The following is a 17,928-nucleotide window of genomic DNA, read 5'->3' on the forward strand; positions in this document are numbered from 1 at the left end:
CCAGGTAACTGACGCGTTTGCCACCTCATACCCCTGGGGGTATGTTGGGGCTCATGCAGCTCAACGAAGCACTCGCCGGCGACGCCCTCAACAGGCTCAAGCGCGCCCAGGGGCAGCTTGCCAGCGTGATCTCGATGATCGAGGACGGCGACGAATGCGAGAAGGTTCTGACCCAGCTCGCCGCCGTGTCCAAGGCCCTGGACCGGGCCGGATTCAAGCTGGTCGCCTCCGGCCTGCGTCACTGCCAGCGCGCCCGCGAGCGCGGCGAGCAGCCGCCGATGAATGAGGACGAGCTCGAGAAGCTGTTCCTGGCTCTGGCCTGATCCACTAGCCGACACCCGGTTCGGTGTCGGCTTCTTTCGGTCGGAAAGATACCCCCCGGGGTATGCCTAACTGCCGAAGTCTCAACGAAAAATACCCCCCGGGTATCAGTCAAGGAGTGGAAAGTGGAGATCATCTCCTTTCGTACGCCCGGTCTGGGCGACCAGACCTACCTGCTCACGCACGAGGGCCAGGGCGTGCTCGTGGACCCGCAGCGCGACATCGACCGGTTCCTGGCCGCAGCCGCCGAGCGCGACGTGCAGCTGCGGTTCGTGCTGGAGACGCACCTGCACAACGACTACGTCTCCGGCGGTGAGCAGGCCGCCCTGCGCACCGGTGCCGAGCTGGTCCTGCCCGCCGCGGCCGCAGCTGCATATCCGCACACCCCGGCGTTCCACCTGGAAGACATCAAGGGCGGGCGGGGTCTGACCCTGCGCCCGATCCACACCCCCGGCCACACCCCGGAACACACCAGCTACCTCGTACTCGTTGACGGCGAGCCGGTGGCCGTGTTCTCCGGCGGCAGCCTGCTCGTGGCCTCCGCCGGCCGGCCCGACCTGCTCGGCCGGCCCCGCGCCCACACCCTCGCCAAGCTGCAGTACGGGTCGCTGCACCGGCTCGCGGGACTGCCCCGCGACGTCGAACTGCTGCCCACCCACGGCGACGGATCGTTCTGCACGTCCAGCGGTGCCGGCCGCTACACCTCCGCCATCGGCGCGGAGGTCGACACCAACCCGCTACTGGCTGTGGCCGACGCCGAAGCCTTTGCCCAGCGGCTGATGGCCGAGCCGATGCCCATCCCGGCCTTCTACCAGCACATGGGACCGGCGAACACGCTCGGCGTGCCGCCCATGCCTACGGTGACCGTTGCCGAGCTAACCCTGGACGACGTCCCCGACGGCGCGCACGTGGTCGACATCCGGCCGCGGGCCGACCTCGCCGAAGGGCATCTGCCGGGAGCGGTCGGTATCGAGCTGGGCACCGACTTCGGCTCCTGGGCAGGGTGGCTGCTGCCCTACCAGGAGCCGATCGTGCTGGTCGCCCAGCACGACCAGGACGTCACCGAGGCGGTCACCCAGCTGGCGCAGATCGGCGTCGACAGCGTCCGCGGAGTTGTCTACGAGCTCGGCGACGCCGCGTCCATGACCTTCGAGCTGCTCGACCTGCCGGCTTTCACCGACTGCGTGAGGGCCGATGACGCGCAGGTGCTCGACGTGCGTATGCCCAGCGAGCAGGCCGCCGTCTCGCTTGACGGCGCAGTGCGGCGGTTCCTGCCCGACCTGATCACCGAAGGCATCCCGGCCGAGCTGGACCGCACTCGACCGGTGCTGGTCGCCTGCGGCTCCGGCCGCCGCGCCGCCATCGCCGCAACCCTGCTGCTGCGCGAGGGCTACCAGCCGGTGGTGCTCACCGGCGCCGGCGTGCCCGACGTCGTCGCCGCGCAGTCCGCCTGACCAAGCACCCGTCCCGAGAAAGGAATCGCGCATGACCACGACCCCATCCGCCACCATCCGCGTCGACGCCACCCGAGCGTTGGTTGCTTTCGACCCCGACGTACTCCTAGTCGACGTGCGCACGCCTGGTGAGTACGAAACCGCCCACATCGCCGGGGCCGTCAACCTGCCCCTCGACCAGGTCGACAGCCACCTTCAGCACATCGTCGCCGCTGCCGGCACCACCATGGTGATCGTCTGTCAGTCCGGCAACCGGGCCGAACAGTGCCGGACCAAACTCGCCGCCGCCGGCCTCACCGACGTGGCCGTCATGACCGGCGGCATGAACGCCTGGCTCGCAGAAGACGGCCCCGTGGTACGCGGTCGGCAGCGCTGGTCGCTGGAACGCCAGGTCCGCCTCGCCGCCGGAGGCATCGTACTCGCGTCGATCCTGGTCAGCATCTGGTTGCCCGCGGCACGGTACCTGGCCGGGTTCATCGGCGCCGGGCTCGCCTTCGCCGCGCTCACCGACACCTGCGCCATGGGCATGATGCTGTCCAAGCTGCCCTACAACCGGCCCCGAAATACCACCGACGTCCGGCAGGCCATTACCCGGCTGCTCGACAGGACCGGCCGGTGAGCGCCGGACTCGTCCTCACCCTGACCGCCTCCGTCGCCATCGGCGTTGCCCTGGGGTTGCTCGGCGGCGGCGGCTCCATCCTCACCGTCCCAGTGCTGGTCTACCTCGCCGACGTCGAGCCTAAAGCCGCGATCGCCATGTCACTGGTCGTGGTGGGCGTGACCAGCGCGGTCGCGCTGATCACGCATGCCCGGGCGGGCCGGGTCCAGTGGCGCACTGGAGCGCTGTTCGGCGCCGCCGGAATGGCCGGAGCCTACGCCGGCGGCCGGGTCGCTCAGTACATTCCCGGCAGCGTGCTGCTGATCGCCTTCGCGGTGATGATGCTGATCACCGCGGTCGCAATGCTGCGGTCCCGGCGCGGCACCACCACACCGAACCAGCACCAGGACCAGCCGCTGCCCATCGCCAAGATCCTCGCCGAAGGCGTGGCCGTCGGACTGGCCACCGGCCTGGTAGGCGCCGGCGGCGGGTTCCTCGTCGTGCCGGCCCTCGTCCTGCTCGGCGGACTACCCATGCCCGTCGCGGTCGGCACGTCACTGCTCGTCATCGCAATGAAGTCGTTCGCCGGGCTGTCCGGTTACCTGCACAGCGTAACCATCGACTGGCGCCTGACCGCCGCGGTCACCGCCGGCGCCGTCGCAGGCAGCTTCGCCGGCGGCAGGCTGGCCGGGCGGATCGACCCCGCCCTGCTGCGCCGGACATTCGGCTGGTTCGTCGTGGTCATGGGCGTGGGAGTCTTGGCCGGCCAACTCGCCGGGTAGAGGCCCTCCGCGGCTGGCCGGCGAGCGGAAGGCCGGCACTCGCCGGTTGTCCCTGAAGCAAGCATGAGCGTGGACCACCGGCGATCCACTATACCCCAGGGGGTATATTGGCCTGGGAAATGAGATCTACGAAAGAGAGCGCCATGTGCGAGCGTGCCGTCTGCAGCAAGTGCGGCAAGGCGACGTACCAGGGATGCGGGATGCACGTCGAGCAGGTCCTCGCCGACGTGCCAATGCCGCAGCGGTGCACGTGCGACCAGGCACAGGACCGGCCGAGGCGTGGGCTGTGGGCAGTGCTGCGTCGCCGCTGAACACCCAGGCACCGCAACATCACAGCGGCCCGAGTGGACCAGTGGGCTGGCGAAGGTGCCCGTAGAACCGTCCCCTGGCCTGCTCCCCCATCCGGCGACGGCGGGGCCAGCAGCGGATGTTGCCCTCCGCGCTCGCCCCGCCCTGAATGCCAGTTCCGCGGCCCGAAGCGGCTCGGTGACCCGCACCCCGTGTGCGGGTCACCGGAATGGCACGCCGACGTCACGCGGTCAGATCGATGCGCACCGACGGCGGGTCGGCCAGGCTGTTGTGCACCGTGCAGTGCTCGATCACGGCACACAGGGCGGGCCGTCGATGAGCGGGCAGCGCGGCGGGGACGGTGACAGTCAGGTCGATCGCGGCCACGCGGGCCGGGCGGTCGGCGGCCATGCGGTACGCGACCTGCACGCCCAGGCCCTCGCGGGTGATGCCGTGGCTGGTCAGGAAGCGTGCGCGCCAGGACTATCGGCCCTGAACAGGCAGCCTGCTTCACCCCCAACATTGACGAAGAAGGGGCACCTGTCCGCGGGAGTTCCCGGCGATGGCGGGCGACTGGATGGGACACTCTGCCATGATCAGCGAGCCGATCAGCCGACGCCGGACCCCGACGCTGCTCGGGCTGAGCGGCATGGTCATCGCCGGAGGCGGAGTGGGCTGGACGAGCTGTACCGCAGGCGAAGCCGGCAGTGGCGGGGCGCTGGCGCAGGCGCCGCTGCTCACCAGCCGCAACGGGTTCCTCGGGTCGGCTGTCTTTGTGGTCAGGTGAGCAGCGTGTGGACCAGGCCGATGGCGGCGCCCGCGGCGATGTACCAGGCGTTGTTGAGCTTGGTCTTCCACAACAGCAGCAGCGTTACCGCGGCTATGGCGGCGGTGATGGGGTCGATGATCGCGGTCCGGGCCAGCTGGTAGGACACCCCGGCCATCAGCGCCAGCGCAGTGGCGTTCACCCCGTCGAGCAGGGCCGAGGTCCACGGCGAGGAGCGCAGCCGGTCGGTGACCTTGGTGAGCAGGCCGACCAACACGAACGACGGCAGGAAGATCGCGACCGTGGCGACGAAAGCTCCGGCGGGTCCGGCGACGAGGTACCCGATGAAGGTGGCGGTGGTGAACACCGGCCCAGGGGTGACCTGGCCGATGGAGACCGCATCGATGAGTTGCTGCTGGGTGATCCAGTGCAGCCGGTCGACGAAGTCGCCTTGCAGGAACGCCAGCAGCACGTAGCCGCTGCCGTACAGCACCGATCCGATCTTGAGCATGGTGAGGAACAGGGTCCACAACTCGTTGCCGGTCGGGTCGGGAAACAGCGGCTGCTCGCCGAGCATCGGTACGCCGACCCAGCCGTTGATCCGGGGGCGGGGTGGGTGGCGGATCAGGTGCGCTGCGGCGGCGACCATCGCCCCGGCGGCCAGGATGAGCAGTTCGTTGACGCCGAGCAGGTATGCCGCCAGGCCGGCGGCGGCGAGCAGCCCGAGCCACACGTTCTTGATCACGGTGCGCAGCAGGGCGAACAGCGCGTGCGCGATGATCGCGATCACCGCCGGGACGATCCCGTAGAGCAGCCTCGACGGCCGGGGTGTCGCCGTAGGTGACGTACGCCCAGGCCAGGCCGGTGACGATGAGCGCGGCCGGAAGGATGAAGCAGACCCCGGCGGCGATCAGGCCACGCCAGCGGGCCCGGTCGAAACCCAGGTGGATGGCGAGCTCAGTGGAGTTCGGGCCCGGGATCAGGTTGGTGGCGCCCATCAGGTCGACGAACCGCTCGTCGGTCACCCACCGGCGGCGGCGCACGATCTCGTCGCGCATCATCGCGGTGTGCGCGGCCGGGCCACCGAATGCGATCAAGCCGAGCTTGAGGAACAGCAACGCCACCTCGGCCACCGACCCGGGCGAGCCGCCCGGCGACCTCCCCGATCGGGCGGGCGAGGGCTCCTCGCTGCTGGTGCGCTCGATGGTCATGACCTGCCTGTGCCTCGTCGTGGTGATCTCGGCCGCTGATCGTACGGACTGCTGATGAACCACAGAAGAACCGGTGTCCAGACCAGCGGCGTGGCGGCGATACGGGCGGGCCGTGCGCAAGACGATGGTCCTCTAACCACAAGGTGAGGTCCAAGGGCGGAGGTGGTCGCGCTGACGGAGGGCGCGATCATGCCCAGCAGATGGTCCCCGAGGGGAAGCTGCCGGTCGACGACTGGCGGGCGGTGCTTTCGGCGATTGGCGCCAGAGCGGGCGATGCTGCGCCGATACCCCGTGGACCCTGACCACCGAACCGACGAAGGGCTGGGCTGCGGCCTCCGTGGGTCGCAGCCCAGCCGGTTCACTTCACCGTGATGGGTTTGGGTGGCTGTACTGCGAGCCGTCCTCGATCGACGGGCACACCGTGCGCAGCGTGTGCTGCCCGGCACCGATGTCTGCCGGGACGGTGAACCGCAGCCGATAGACTCCGAGTAACAGCCGGTCCGGGCCTTCCGGTGCGGATTCGGTCACGGCGGTGCCGACGGCGACGTCGTCGATGAACGCCGTGACCGTCGATCCCGGCCGGCAGCCGGACCCCTTGATCCAGTCGATCTGGCCTGGGGTGAACGTGTCAGCTGCGCCCAGGGGCGGCTGCTTAGTGAACACGCCCATGGCGGTCGCGGTCGCGCCGCCAGCGAGCACGAGCGCGACGGCCGCACCCGCGATCACGGCCGGGCGTGTGACCCGCCGCCGCTTCACCGCAGCCGGCGTGGATGCGGCGGCCGGGACCCGCTGCGCGTCGGCTTGCGCCAGCGCCTGTCCGAGGCGGTCTTTGAACCCGTTGATGGTCATGCTGCTTCCTCCTTCGTTACCAGGCGCATCGCGGAAGATGGCGGACCTGCCGCCAGCAGGGTGCGTAGACGGCCGCGGGCACGCACCAGCCGCACCCGAAGGGCGACGGGGCTGACGCCCAGCGCGGTTGCGGCCGCCCCGGTCGACAACCCGTCGACCGCCACCAGCTCCAGCACCTGCCGGTCGGCCGGGTTCAGCCGCTGCATCGCGGCGTATTCCCGGCGGGCTTCGGCGGCTGCGTCCATGCGCTCCTCCACCTCGGCGTGCGCGTCGGTGTCGAGGAACTCCCGCCGCAGCTGCTGTGCCGTCCGGGTCTGGCGGAACTGGTCGCGGCCACATGCCCGCGGCCACGTTCGTGGACAGCCCGTACAGCCACGGCACCGCCCGCCCCCGAGCGGGGTCGAACCCGCCCGCCGACGTCATGACCTCCAGGAACACGTTCGCGACGAAGTCTGCTACGTCCTGCGGGTTGTCGAACCGGCGCACACCCATCCGACGATCTTGCCCATGTGCCGCTGGTAGAACTCGGGCAGCGCGCCCGGACCCGCGGCTATCGCGGCCAGCAGCGCCTCATCGGTGAACTCCTGCACGGCATCTGCCTTGACTTGCCTGCTCTTGTAGGGAGTTGGCCCAGCGGGCCACCGATGTTACAGACCAATTCCGCTGCCGGCCGGGCCGCCGATCGCACCCCCGCGACCCGGGCAACGAACGAGCGGTCACGCAGGGAGAGCAGACGAGGCGTCGGCGTTTCAGCCATCACCAACCCCGACTATCGGCAGCCATACTTCCGGTGACCCCAGCCTCCAGCACGTCGCCGGCCGGTCGCGCAGTAGCGCTCAGCCGATGGGCAGTGCCGCCATCGAGGTCCGCGACCGACACCTGACCTGGCCGTACATGTCGAGCCGCAGCAGTACCTCGTCTGCTGCCTGCGGCTCCTCGGGCGGACGGCCAGTGTCGCCGCTCGGGCGGCCGGCATTTGCTCGCCCCGACGAATTCACAGCGAGGAGAACTGGTCTCGGGTGCTGTCAGACTGACTCGTCGTGGCCGCGGACGAGCAGATGCAGCGCGTTGTCGGCATAGCGGATCGCGGTCTTGTCGGCCACGCCGAAGACGGCGGTAAGGTACCTGGGATCCGCGCTGGTGGCGACCGCTTCCTCCAGCCGACGGTGGATGTGCAGCCGATCGATGCTCGCGGCAGGCCGGGGGTGATCGGGGCGGTGAAGGTCGTACTGACCGCGCTGGCGCGCGCAGTCGGGGTGAGCCCGCAGCTCAACGGGCAGCCCCTGCCGGCGGCGGCGCGGGTACTGCTGTACTTCGCGGGCTGGACCCTGATGGGGTTCGGTACTGCCGCGGCGACCCGCAACACGGTGCTGGGCATCGTCATCCCGCTGTTGACGGCACTCGTTGTGGAACAACCCTGGCCGGCACACTGATGCAGCGGCTGCCATGGCTGGAAAGCGTGCTGCCCTTCCTCAACACCAACGCAGCCACCGGCACCGACGTGTGGCACCAGCTCGGCGTGGCTCTGGGCCCTCACCGCCGTGGTCGCCGCCTACGCGGCGTTCACCCGCCGCGACGCCTGAACAGAGGCGGCTTTGCATCGGCTGCCACAACGACCCTGTCTGCCTTCTCGTCGGCCGCCGGTGTGTCGACCAACGGCTCTTGGTGACGGGTCTGGCGCATTCGCAGGTGCCAGTTGAGATGGCTTGCCAACAATCTCATTGTGACATGCCGTGTGCTGCCAGGGACTGCTGGGCGAGCTCGTGCAGCTGCTGCTCCTGGTCGGTGTCGGGGTGTGGGTCGATGTCGAAGACGACCCGTTTGACGGTGCCGGTGAAGGCGAACGGCGACTGGTCGGCGTAGGAGCGGTCGACGGGCAGGCCGCTGTCGCGGCCGAGGTCCATGCCAGCGTAGCCGGAGAAGCGGAACGGCACGGTGTGTTCCATCCGGCCGCCGCCGACGGGCCGGTCGTTGACCAGAAGGGTCACGTGGCCGCCGGTGCCTGGCTTGGCCGCGTCGGCGGCGAACACCATTGCGACCTGCACGTCGCCGGTCGGCATTTGCTCGCTCGCTTCGTGGTGGTACACGGACACGCCCATCATCGAGTAGGTGTGCCGCAGTCTGCCGTCCTTGACGAACAGGCTGAAGCCGCCGAGATGGTCGGCTTCGGCGACGATGACGCCCTCGGCACCGCCGTTGGGGATGTGCAGCTCCGCGCTGATCGTGTACGAGTGGTTGTAGATCCGGGGAATCATTCCGGAGCTGACGTTCTGCACGTCACCGTAGTAGGTGAACTGGCTGCGGGTCGGCATGGGCGGCACGATGCCGAAGTAGAACGACATCCCACCCAGCAGCGGCAGCACCTGGTACTTCTCGGCCTCACTCCAGAACAGCTCCTGCAGCTCCTTGACCTTGTCAGGGTGCCGAGCGGCTAGGTCGTTTGCCTGGCTGAAGTCGTCGGGCAGGTAGTACAGCTCGACGGGGTCGTCGTCGGGGTTCCAGACGCCGGGTGCGAAGCGTTTCATCGTCTCGGGGTCGACCGTCCACGGGATACGCGGCAGGCGCATCGACAGCCACCAGCCGTCGTCGTAGATCGCGCGGTTGCCGTAGATCTCGAAGTACTGGCGGGTGCGGTGCTCGGGCGCGGCCGCGTCGGTCAGCGAGCCGGCGAAACTACTGCCGTGCACAGGCTGCTGGGCGATGCCGTCAACGTGGGTCGGCTGTGGGATGCCCGCGAGGTCGAGGATCGTGGGGCCTATGTCGATGACGTGGGTGAACTGGGTGCGCAGACCGCCGCGGTCGGCGATGCGGGTGGGCCAGTGCACCACCATCGGGTCGCGGGTGCCGCCCAGGTGGGAGGCGACCTGCTTTCCCCACTGGAACGGCGCGTTTCCCGCCCAGGCCCACGCCGCCGAGTAGTGCGGGGCGATGACGTCGGTGCCCCAGGCGTCCAGGCCGCCGTACTGACCGATCAGGTCCAGCTGCTGCTGCTCGGTGAGCGGGATGCCGTTCTGCATGGTCAGCTCGTTGAACGAGCCGGTGATGGTGCCCTCCATGCTGGCGCCGTTGTCGCCCCAGATCCAGATGACCAGCGTGTTGTCGAGCTCCCCCATGTCAGCAATCGCATCCAGCACGCGGCCGATGTTGTGGTCGGCGTTTTCCTGGAAGCCGGCATAGACCTCCATCTGGCGGGCGTAGAGCCGCTTCTGGTCGTCGGTAAGCGAGTCCCAGGCGGGGAAGGCGGGGTCGCGGGGGGTCAGTTCGGCGTCGGCGGGAATGACGCCCAGCTGCTTCTGCCGCTCGAAGGTCCGCTGCCGGCAGGCGTCCCAGCCTTCGTCGAACCTGGCCCGGTAGCGGTCGGCCCATTCCGGGGGCACGTGGTGCGGCGCGTGGGCGCAGCCGGTGGAGAAGTAGACGAACCAGGGCCGGTCCGGGTCCTGGGACTGTACGCCGTGCAGCCAAGCGATGGTCCGGTCGGCCATGTCGTCGGGCAGGTAGTACTCCTGGCCGTCCTTGCCGGCGGGCACGCCGGTGATCGTGTTGTTCTCGGCCACGACGGGGTCGTACTGGCCGGCCTCACCGCCGAGGAAGCCCCAGAAGTAGTCGAAGCCCCAGCCCGACGGCCAGCGGTCGAACGGCCCGGCGGGACCTTGCTGGTGGTCAGGGGTCAGGTGCCACTTGCCGAACGCGGCAGTGGTGTAGCCGTTGTCGCGCAGCACCCGCGGGAACGGCGTGCAGTCCTTGGGCAGGAACGCGGTGTAGCCGGGAAAGCCGCTGGACAGTTCGCCGATCGAGCCGAACCCGACGGTGTGGTGGTTGCGCCCGGTGAGCAGCGCGGCGCGGGTGGGCGAGCACAGTGCGGTGACGTGCAGGCGGTTGTAGCGCAGACCGCCCTCGGCCATACGGGTGTAGTTCGGTGTGTCGACAGGGCCGCCGAAGGTGCTCGGGTTACCGAAGCCGGCGTCGTCGACGAGCACCAGCAGCACGTTCGGCGCGCCTTCGGGGGCGCTCACGTGGCCGATCTGGCTCCAGTCGGGTTGTGAGCCGTCGAGGGTCCGGTTGACGGTGCCGCTGAATGCGGGCCGCCGGATCGGCAGGGTGGTTCGGTCAACGTCCTCGCCCATGGTCACTCCTCGGCTGCGCGATGCGATGTCGTACGTGCCGTCGTTGCTGTCCCGGGCGACGGCGGCGCCAATGACGCCCGATGGGCGAGGTCGCCACCCGGCACCTGTGCCGGGTGGCGTCGCCGGGTAGCCGCATCGAGCCCGCCGGCCCGCGCGGGGTGGAGAAGCTTTACGTCACTGCCCTGTTTCGGGCGCCGGTGCTGGCCTTCGCCTTGCCGAGGACGTACTGGTCATATGACGGCAGGGGTTTGATCAGCGGGTTGAGCGCCTCGGCGGCCATGGCCACCGTGATCACCTCTTCGGGGCGGCACTTGGTGATCACGGCCTTCTCCGGGTCGACCTCCCAGACGTCCTCGCCGATGAGACGGCAGCGGTCGTCGTAGGGCCAGACCATCTCCTGGTGCGCCGAGTACACGTACATCGCGTCCGGGTCGTCGACAGTAAAGCCCAGCGCCTGCAGCACCTGGCCCGGCATGAACTGATGGCCGTGCAACGTCGAGGCGATGAAGTTGTCGGCCACCGCCACCTGCTCGTCCTCGGCGTACATCACGCACTGACCGGTCTCGGTCCACTCCCGGTAAAGGGTCTCCACCGCGTCGCGGCCCTCGAGCGTCGTGCTCACGCCCAACGCGTGGAAGTGATAAACGGGGTTTTCGATCGTCATGTCCGGTTCGAAGATCTCCTTGTACCGTCCTGCGATCTCCAGGTACCGGTGCCGGTAGTAGGACATGAGCATGTACCGGTGCCGGGGGTTCTGGGTCGTCTCCAGCAGCCGGTCGATGGCGATGTTCGTCTTCGTGAGATCGATCTTCGGTAATGCCACCTGTACTCACCATCCCCTGGCGTCGCCGGTCACCACGGTGCCCTCCGTGGATTACTCCACGAGCGTAGGACGGCTAACGAACCATAGGTGCAGATCAGCAGAATTAGTGCAGGCCTGGTCCATCACCGGGCCCCACGTCAGTCCGAGCACGCCGTCGCGTCGACAGCGTCATGGTCCAGTGCCCGATGTCGAACAGCGCCGCCACGCCCACCCATGACCACTCCCACCCGGTCAGGGCCGCCTGATCGGCCAAACGATGATCAACGTGAAGGCGTCCGGAGCCCGCACCGCCTGTCCACGTTCCTGGCCGGCACATTCCTTCTGATCCTGGTCGTCGCCCTCGGCGACGTCGTCGCGGTGATCCCGATGGCCGCACTGGTCGCCGTGATGATCATCGTATCGGTGCCGACCTTCGACTGGCACAGCATCACCCCCGCCGCTCTCAAGCGCATGCCCTGGGGCGAGACCACCGTCATGGTAACGACCGTCGCCGCGACCCTGATCACCCACAACCTCGCCATCGGCGTGGTCCTCGGCGCGCTGGCCGCGATGGTGATCTTCGCCCGCCGGGTTCGGTCGCCGCGCTCGACGCGATCACCACCAAGTACGCCTCCCGCGGCAAGACCGTACAGATCAGCGGCCTCAACAAGCCCAGCGCCCGCATCCACCAGACCCTCGCCGGACAGCTGCAGGCCGGCCACTGATGGCCCCGGCAGGCAAGACCGCGGACAGCGGGCGGCACATGCAGATCGGCGAGGCCGCCGAACGGTCCGGGCTGAGCATCCACCATCCGGCACTACGACGAAGCCGGGCTGGTCGTGCCCTGTGGAGCCCGTAGCGAGGGCGGATTCCGCCTGTACACCTGCGCCGACCTCGACCGGCTCGCGGTGATCAAGCGGATGAAACCACTCGGCTTCACCCTGGAGGAGATGCGCGACCTGCTCGACATCGTCGACGCCCTGCCCCGCGTGTCCGCCGCCGACGGGACCGCACTGATCGCCCGGCTCGAAACGTTCCACCGGGCCGCCTGGCAACGTGTGGCGGACCTGGCCGGGCAGCTGGCCACCGCGCAAGGCTTCGCCGACCAACTCCACGAGCAGCTCGCCCTCCACCAGCGCTGAGTACGGAAATCGAACAAGCCCAGCGGATTGGCCGCCGGACCTACCGCGGCCGTTCCGGCAAAGTTCCCGGGTGCCAGCACTGCGTTCCCGGGTGCCCGCACTGCTCGGTCGGCACACAGCTCGCACGCCACAGCACATCGTTTCGACGGCGGCGTACCTCGCGATCGCCTGACCCGCGCCGTCCGGCAGCGTTCGTCACCGGCCTCGGCGCGATCGACGCCGGTGGCGGCGGTAGTACACAATCGGCTGTCGTCAACGATGTGGAGGCACGCCGGTGTTGGCGTTGGGCAAGCTCGTCATCCCAGCCGGCGTCGGCCTGCTTGTCGCCTTCGCGACCGGGGCATCCGGGCTCGAGTCATCGCCGACGTACCTGCTGGTGACCACGATCCTGCTCGCCGTGGGCCTGTACGGCAGCACCTTCGGCATCGACCTGCCCCACGCCCGCAGAGACTGGCGCACCATCGTCGCCGCGGTCACGATCGGTGTTTTCGCGAAGGCCGCGATCATCGGCGTGAGCTTGGCGCTGGCGTTCCAGAACCCGCTGTACCTGGTGCTCGGTGTCGCGGTGGCACAGATCGACCCCCTGGCAGCGGCGGCGATCATCGGCAATCCGCGCATGTCCCCGCGCGCCAAGTCAATCTTGGCCGCCTGGTCGTCGTTCGATGACCCGATCACCGTGCTGCTGTCGGTGTACGCCGCCGCGATCGTCGCCACAGCCCAGGGCGTGCCGCAGTTGCAGACGGGTGCCGGCGGGTCCTACCTGAACAACCTCGCCGCGAACGTGGTGTTCATCGCGGTGGCGTTCCTGGGCTGGTACTGGCTGCGCTGTTTCCCCAAGGCGATGGCCGTGTTCGCGCTCGCGCTCATCGCCCTTGCGGTGTGGCAGTTCACGATGATCGGACTGGCAGTCGCCGGGCTGTTCATCCGGCCCAACATCAGCCGCCAGCTCAGCTGGGCCGTGCAGGCCGCGCTGATCGGCGCGGCTTTCATGCTCGGGCTGCTGCTCACCGAAGGCGTCAACATCGGCGCCGGACTGGCGCTGGGCGCGGCCGCTTTCGCGGCGCAGGTCATCGTCGGATACGCCCTCACCCGCAAACTGCCCGCAGGCGACCGCGCGCACCTGGCCCTGGCCCAGCAGAACGGCATCACCGCAATCATCCTCTCGCTCCTGCTGCAGGCACAGTTCGACGGCGTCATCGCCGTCGTCGCACCCGCGATCCTCGTCGTCAACGTCATCCACCTCGTGGCCAACACACTGCTCGACCGACGCGCCACACCAGCACCCGAAGCGGTCGTGCCGCTGCCGTACCAGGCCGGGCCCAGCGCCGACCTCGGACACGAAACCCAGCCCCGCTGACACGAGCCGACGCCCGTGCGATGCGCGCCGCAACCGGCGCACCACACCGCGTGCGCGCGTTCCTTAAGATGACCTCTCCGCACTCCCCCTCAACCGAAGGTGCGCGATGTCCACAGCCGACCCCACCTCCATGCCGAAGATCAACTGGTCGCAGCGCATGGCCGGGATCCTCGCCAGCACCATCGCCCTACCGCTGATCTTCGAAATACTCCTCGCCCTGCTCGGCGACGAGCCCTTCAACTTCGGCCGCGCCGGCGTCGCCGTCGTGATCGTCGGCCTGACCGCAGGCGGCCTCTACATTGCCCGGCCCGGCTGGCTCAACGTCCAGCGCGCCCGCGGCGCGTTCCTCATCCTCGCCGGCCTGGGTAGCGCCATCCACGGCTTCCTGGTCACCGCCGCCTACAACCTGTTCAAAAGCGACCTCGTCCAAGACATCGTCGGCATGCTCACCCTGCTACTCGGCGTCACCACCTTCGCCATCGGCTGCTTCTACTTCCGCGTCGAAGACGTCCAAGAGGTCATCGAGAACCCCACCACCACGCCCCTGCCCGCCGAGGAGGTCGCGATCTCCACCGTGCCCGGCGCCTACCAGGCCGACTCCACCGACCGCGCCCTGCTGGAAGCCTGCCGCGACGCGCTCAGCGTCGAACGCCTGCACTACATCGCCCTGTACGAGCCGCCGGACGGCCAACCCGACGCCCCCGCCCAGCGCATCTTCAGCGTCGACGCCTTCGAGCAGGCGAAATACCGGCTGCGGCAGGTGAGCCCGCACCAGCGCCGCGAGCTCTACCAGGCCGAAGGCCTGCGGATCATCGAACGCCACCACGAGCTAAACCGTGAGTTGTCCGTGCTGTACACCGGCAGACTGACCCGCATGGTCCTCGACGTGGAGCAGGGTGCCCTGTACCACTACGAGATCAGCCGTGAGCCCAGCCGTCACCTGATCGCCGTCACCCTCGACCAGGACCACGTCTACACCACCGACGCCGAACTCGACGTGCTCAAGGGCCGGTTGCGGCGCGAGCTGGGACTTCCCCGCCACTGACGCGCGACGGTGCAGCCAGCACCTGGGCTGCAGCAGGTTTCTGGACCCGTGTGACGTCCACCGCGGCGAGACCATCCACATGTGGATCTTCCTCGCAGTGCCCCTGCAGATCAGCAGAGGCCGTGCTCCTGCGCGAGGTCGAGTCGCCTGTGGCCAGTCGCCGTCGTCGTACGCTGTGCTGCGACGCAGGCGGCGGTGGGCATGGCCATGATCGGATTCGTACTGTCTGAGCGGGCGCCGGAAACGCGGCGTCGCTTGGCGCCTGACCGGTGCCCGTCCCGGGGCTCGCGCATAGGACGGCGCGTCGGTCGGGCATTTCGCAGTCGGCAACGCTTTCGAGGTCGGTTCCGACGTCGCCGCCACCGTCGTGTTCCTGCGGCACAGGTGTGGTTGCCGGCGATTACCCTGGCGCCATGCTGGTCACTGGACGAGACCCGCACGGCAGCGTGCAGCTGTGGCGGGTGGGCCGGCGCCGCATCGCCTGGCGACCCCGATCGGCGATCAGAGGACTGGCTCACGACGATCCGATGATGTTCTCCCCGCTGCCTGGGCGGTTGGTCGGCCAGGCTCTGGAATGGATGCCGGCGCTATTGGCCACGGTGGTGGTATGGCCGTGGCGAGCCTGCACGGGTATCTGGCCTGTCGTCGCGTATACGCTCGGCATGGCTGACCAGGCCGGATACCTCTACCTGGAGGCCGTCGGCGGTCGTGCAGCCGCCGACACTCTCGCCTTGCAGTGGGCAGCCGACATCGGCCGTCACGGCCGGCCGCAGGGTGTCGAGCCAGCGGAGGTCGTGGCCGACCGCACGGACCTTACCGGCCTATGACCACTGCAGCTCGGCCCGGGATCTGATGGGGTCACTCGGCCGCTGTCCTCGACCAACTGCTTCTTGGTGACCAGCCCGGACAGGATCGGGTGCGGAGCGTACAGCGCCCGCAACGTGGCCGCAGGCCCGCGCTTTGCGCAGTCCCTTGCGAGCTTCGCGGACCTTTCGTCAGACACCTCCTTGTTCCGACGAAATGTTAGCCGCTAACATTTTCTTGTTGGGTTGGAGAGTGAGGTCGGTGGGCGACGGGCCCGCACCCGTGCCCGCCTGCTGGACTGTGCGCTGGATTTGTTCGAGCGGCAGGGCTACGAGCAGACGACCGTCGCGCAGATCGCCGAAGCCGCGGGGGTTACTGAGATGACGTTCTTCCGGCACTTCGCCGCGAAGGACCGGGTGGTGGTCGAAGACCCCTACGATCCGTTGATCGCCGACGCTGTCGCGGCGCAGCCCCGTACCCTCACTCCCCTGGTGCGGGCGGTCGCCGGCCTGCGGACGGCCTGGGCACAGCTCCCGGAACCGCAGAGTCAGACGGTACGGCGGCGGGTGCGTATCGCGGCGGTCACCCCGTCGCTGCGTGCCGCGATCGCCGCGAACAACGCCACCACCGAGCAGATCCTGGTCGACCAGCTCGTCGCCGATGGGACCGACCCGCGCTCGGCCAGGGTCGCGGCCGCCGCGACCCTGGCCGGCATCACCGCAGCGCTGCTGGACTGGTCCCAGCGCGACGACATCGCCCTGACCGATGCGGTGGCCGCGGCCCTCGACACGCTGGACGGACGCCGATGAGCTCCGCACGCATCCAGGCACGCGGGCTCACCCGGCAGTTCGGCGGCGGCGCTGGCGTGGCCGGCATCGACCTCGACGTCGCCGCCGGCCAGATCCACGCCCTGGTCGGACTCAACGGGGCAGGCAAGACCACGCTCATGCGGCTGCTGCTGGGCATGCTGCACCCGGATTCGGGCACGGTACGCATCAACGACCGGCCGCTAAACGCGGCCGACTGGGCGCACGTCGGTCACCTGGTGGAGAACCCTCTCGCCTACGGCGAGCTGGACGGACGCACCAACCTGATGCTGGCGGCACGGCTGCACGGGGCGAGTTCGGCCCAGGCCGCGCTGATCGTGGAACGTGTCCTGGCGGAGCTGAATCTCACCCGCTACGCCGGCGTCCGTGCGCGGCGGATGTCGCTGGGTAACCGGCAACGGCTGGGCCTGGCCGCGGCGCTGCAGCACAACCCTGACGTCGTGGTGCTCGACGAGCCGACCAACGCCCTCGACCCGGCCGGCGTCATCATGCTGCGCGAGGCGCTCGTACGGCGCGCCGCCGCTGGCGCCGGCGTGCTGGTGTCCAGCCATCATCTCGACGAGGTCGCCAGGGTCGCGCACCGGATCACCGTCATCAACGCCGGCCGCGTCATCGGAACGCTCGACCCGCACGGCGTCGACATCGAAAGATCCTTCTTCACGCTCGTCCACGACGACGACACCCGGCATGAACGGAGCCAGCCATGACCGCCCGGACGCTGGCGACGGCCATCGCCGTCGAAGGCCGCAAGGCAACCGCCTCCCGCGTGCTGACCAGCACCGCGATCCTGCTCATGTGCGGTGTGGCCGCGCTGGCCGCAGCCACCACGGCCGCTGCCGCCGACGGCAACGAACAGCTCGCCGCGAAGCTGGGACCGCTGGCCGCCGAGGGCGGATGGCCCGCCATGCTCAACGTCGCCACCCAGGTCACCGCCGCGGCCGGACTGCTGGCCTTCGGGGTCGGCCTGAGCTGGATGTTCGGGCGGGAGTTCACCGACGGCACCATCACGGGCCTGTTCGGCCTGCCCGTCACCCGACCCACCATCGCGTCGGCCAAGCTCATCGTCTTCCTGCTGTGGGCGTGCGTCGCGTCGGCGGGACTCACCGCCGCTGTGGCACTGGCCGCTGTCGCCGTCACCCGGCAGGCCCCCAGCCCAGCGGACTGGGCGGGCCTGGGCCGCCTGCTGGCCTTGGCTCTAATGACCGCGGCGCTGGCCGCCCCGGCGGCGTGGGCGGCCACCGTCGGCCGCGGACTGCTGCCCGCGATTGCCGCCGTGGTCGGTTTGATGGCCGTCACGCAGATCGTGGTCGTGGCCGGCGCCGGCGGCGGCTGGTTCCCACCTGCAGCACCGGCGCTGTGGGCGCTGCTGCCCGATACGGTGACCGCTGCACAGCTGATGCTCGCCGCAGTCTTCCCCGTCGCCTTCGGGCTGCTGACCCTGCACACATGGCGCCGCCTTCAACTCGACCGCTGACGAGCCCCGAAATGACCGGCGCCGCGCACGTGCAGCCCTCAGCCAGTAGAGACGAGGAAGCGGCAGCACAGCCCGCATGAACCT

Annotated in this window: 20 protein-coding genes and 3 pseudogenes; 15 read left to right on the top strand and 8 right to left on the bottom strand. The window is 69.2% G+C overall.

Annotation, left to right across the window (positions count from 1 at the left end; all coding sequences use genetic code 11):
* Nucleotides 1–53: 53 nt before the first annotated feature.
* From FLL47_RS40980 to FLL47_RS40995, 4 genes are all read left to right on the top strand, one after another.
* Nucleotides 54–323 (top strand): metal-sensitive transcriptional regulator, encoded by a 270-nt coding sequence (locus FLL47_RS40980; RefSeq protein WP_144128087.1) that lies wholly within the window; start codon nt 54–56, stop codon nt 321–323.
* Between the two features lie 123 nt (nt 324–446).
* Nucleotides 447–1,775 (top strand): MBL fold metallo-hydrolase, encoded by a 1,329-nt coding sequence (locus FLL47_RS40985; protein WP_144128088.1) that lies wholly within the window; start codon nt 447–449, stop codon nt 1,773–1,775.
* Nucleotides 1,776–1,806: 31 nt separating this feature from the next.
* Nucleotides 1,807–2,394: a rhodanese-like domain-containing protein gene (locus FLL47_RS40990; protein WP_144128089.1), complete on the top strand. Its 588-nt coding sequence runs from the start codon at nt 1,807–1,809 to the stop codon at nt 2,392–2,394.
* Nucleotides 2,391–3,155, top strand: a complete 765-nt coding sequence (locus tag FLL47_RS40995) for a sulfite exporter TauE/SafE family protein (protein ID WP_144128090.1) — start codon at nt 2,391–2,393, stop codon at nt 3,153–3,155. Before FLL47_RS40990 ends, FLL47_RS40995 begins: the two co-directional genes overlap by 4 nt.
* 531 nt (nt 3,156–3,686) lie before the next feature.
* On the opposite strand, the gene FLL47_RS41000 is transcribed toward FLL47_RS40995, so the two are convergent.
* Nucleotides 3,687–3,872 carry an OsmC family protein gene (locus tag FLL47_RS41000; protein ID WP_144128091.1) on the bottom strand — a complete coding sequence of 62 codons (186 nt, stop codon included), beginning with the start codon at nt 3,870–3,872 and terminating at the stop codon, nt 3,687–3,689.
* Nucleotides 3,873–4,020: 148 nt separating this feature from the next.
* Between FLL47_RS41000 and FLL47_RS41005 the strand changes: the two genes are divergently transcribed.
* On the top strand, nt 4,021–4,230 hold the full coding sequence (locus FLL47_RS41005) for a hypothetical protein (RefSeq protein WP_186316226.1): 210 nt from the start codon (nt 4,021–4,023) through the stop codon (nt 4,228–4,230).
* Here the strand turns inward: FLL47_RS41005 and FLL47_RS43815 are convergent.
* Both FLL47_RS43815 and FLL47_RS45300 read right to left on the bottom strand, forming a co-directional pair.
* Nucleotides 4,223–5,023 (bottom strand): chromate transporter, encoded by an 801-nt coding sequence (locus FLL47_RS43815; protein WP_281286797.1) that lies wholly within the window; start codon nt 5,021–5,023, stop codon nt 4,223–4,225. The genes FLL47_RS41005 and FLL47_RS43815 overlap by 8 nt on opposite strands.
* Nucleotides 5,024–5,072: 49 nt before the next feature.
* Nucleotides 5,073–5,306: pseudogene (locus FLL47_RS45300) on the bottom strand (chromate transporter); the annotation flags it as partial.
* Here FLL47_RS45300 and FLL47_RS44570 point away from each other — a divergent pair.
* A complete protein-coding gene (locus FLL47_RS44570; protein WP_246159316.1) occupies nt 5,197–5,475 on the top strand; it encodes a hypothetical protein in 279 nt (92 codons plus the stop codon). The pseudogene FLL47_RS45300 and the gene FLL47_RS44570 sit on opposite strands and share 110 nt — an antisense overlap.
* Nucleotides 5,476–5,783: 308 nt before the next feature.
* On the opposite strand, the gene FLL47_RS41015 is transcribed toward FLL47_RS44570, so the two are convergent.
* The 3 genes from FLL47_RS41015 to FLL47_RS44945 form a co-directional block, all read right to left on the bottom strand.
* Nucleotides 5,784–6,269: a hypothetical protein gene (locus FLL47_RS41015; protein ID WP_144128093.1), complete on the bottom strand. Its 486-nt coding sequence runs from the start codon at nt 6,267–6,269 to the stop codon at nt 5,784–5,786.
* On the bottom strand, nt 6,266–6,514 hold the full coding sequence (locus FLL47_RS41020; protein WP_144128094.1) for an RNA polymerase sigma factor: 249 nt from the start codon (nt 6,512–6,514) through the stop codon (nt 6,266–6,268). Before FLL47_RS41020 ends, FLL47_RS41015 begins: the two co-directional genes overlap by 4 nt.
* A 210-nt stretch (nt 6,515–6,724) precedes the next feature.
* Nucleotides 6,725–6,859, bottom strand: a complete 135-nt coding sequence (locus tag FLL47_RS44945; RefSeq protein ID WP_281286795.1) for a hypothetical protein — start codon at nt 6,857–6,859, stop codon at nt 6,725–6,727.
* A 450-nt stretch (nt 6,860–7,309) separates the two neighbouring features.
* On the opposite strand from FLL47_RS44945, the gene FLL47_RS41025 reads away from it, so the two are divergent.
* Complete coding sequence (locus FLL47_RS41025) at nt 7,310–7,702, top strand: hypothetical protein (protein WP_144128095.1); 393 nt, start codon at nt 7,310–7,312, stop codon at nt 7,700–7,702.
* Nucleotides 7,703–7,987: 285 nt separating this feature from the next.
* On the opposite strand, the gene FLL47_RS41030 is transcribed toward FLL47_RS41025, so the two are convergent.
* Nucleotides 7,988–10,393 carry an arylsulfatase gene (locus tag FLL47_RS41030; protein ID WP_144128096.1) on the bottom strand — a complete coding sequence of 802 codons (2,406 nt, stop codon included), beginning with the start codon at nt 10,391–10,393 and terminating at the stop codon, nt 7,988–7,990.
* A 169-nt stretch (nt 10,394–10,562) separates the two neighbouring features.
* Entirely contained in the window at nt 10,563–11,216 is a 654-nt protein-coding gene (locus FLL47_RS41035; RefSeq protein ID WP_144128097.1) for a hypothetical protein, read from the bottom strand.
* A gap of 241 nt (nt 11,217–11,457) precedes the next feature.
* On the opposite strand from FLL47_RS41035, the pseudogene FLL47_RS41040 reads away from it, so the two are divergent.
* The 8 genes and pseudogenes from FLL47_RS41040 to FLL47_RS41075 all read left to right on the top strand — a co-directional run.
* Nucleotides 11,458–11,920, top strand: a pseudogene (locus FLL47_RS41040) (SulP family inorganic anion transporter); the annotation flags it as partial.
* Nucleotides 11,920–12,337, top strand: a pseudogene (locus tag FLL47_RS41045) (MerR family transcriptional regulator). The pseudogenes FLL47_RS41040 and FLL47_RS41045, both read left to right, overlap by 1 nt.
* Before the next feature lie 274 nt (nt 12,338–12,611).
* The gene (locus FLL47_RS41050) at nt 12,612–13,694 is read left to right on the top strand and encodes a cation:proton antiporter (protein WP_144128098.1); all 1,083 of its coding nucleotides are present in this window, start codon (nt 12,612–12,614) and stop codon (nt 13,692–13,694) included.
* A 106-nt stretch (nt 13,695–13,800) separates the two neighbouring features.
* Complete coding sequence (locus FLL47_RS41055; RefSeq protein ID WP_144128099.1) at nt 13,801–14,739, top strand: hypothetical protein; 939 nt, start codon at nt 13,801–13,803, stop codon at nt 14,737–14,739.
* A 413-nt stretch (nt 14,740–15,152) separates the two neighbouring features.
* Nucleotides 15,153–15,566 carry a hypothetical protein gene (locus FLL47_RS41060; protein ID WP_144128100.1) on the top strand — a complete coding sequence of 138 codons (414 nt, stop codon included), beginning with the start codon at nt 15,153–15,155 and terminating at the stop codon, nt 15,564–15,566.
* Nucleotides 15,567–15,788: 222 nt separating this feature from the next.
* Nucleotides 15,789–16,352, top strand: coding sequence for a TetR/AcrR family transcriptional regulator (locus tag FLL47_RS41065; protein ID WP_222106432.1), 564 nt, complete (start codon nt 15,789–15,791; stop codon nt 16,350–16,352).
* Complete coding sequence (locus FLL47_RS41070) at nt 16,349–17,077, top strand: ABC transporter ATP-binding protein (protein ID WP_144128101.1); 729 nt, start codon at nt 16,349–16,351, stop codon at nt 17,075–17,077. The genes FLL47_RS41065 and FLL47_RS41070 overlap by 4 nt, the downstream gene beginning before the upstream one ends.
* Nucleotides 17,074–17,844, top strand: coding sequence for an ABC transporter permease (locus FLL47_RS41075; protein WP_144128102.1), 771 nt, complete (start codon nt 17,074–17,076; stop codon nt 17,842–17,844). Before FLL47_RS41070 ends, FLL47_RS41075 begins: the two co-directional genes overlap by 4 nt.
* Nucleotides 17,845–17,928 lie beyond the last annotated feature (84 nt).

It is taken from the genome of Catellatospora sichuanensis (assembly GCF_007483665.1).
GTDB classification, from domain to species: domain Bacteria; phylum Actinomycetota; class Actinomycetes; order Mycobacteriales; family Micromonosporaceae; genus Catellatospora; species Catellatospora sichuanensis.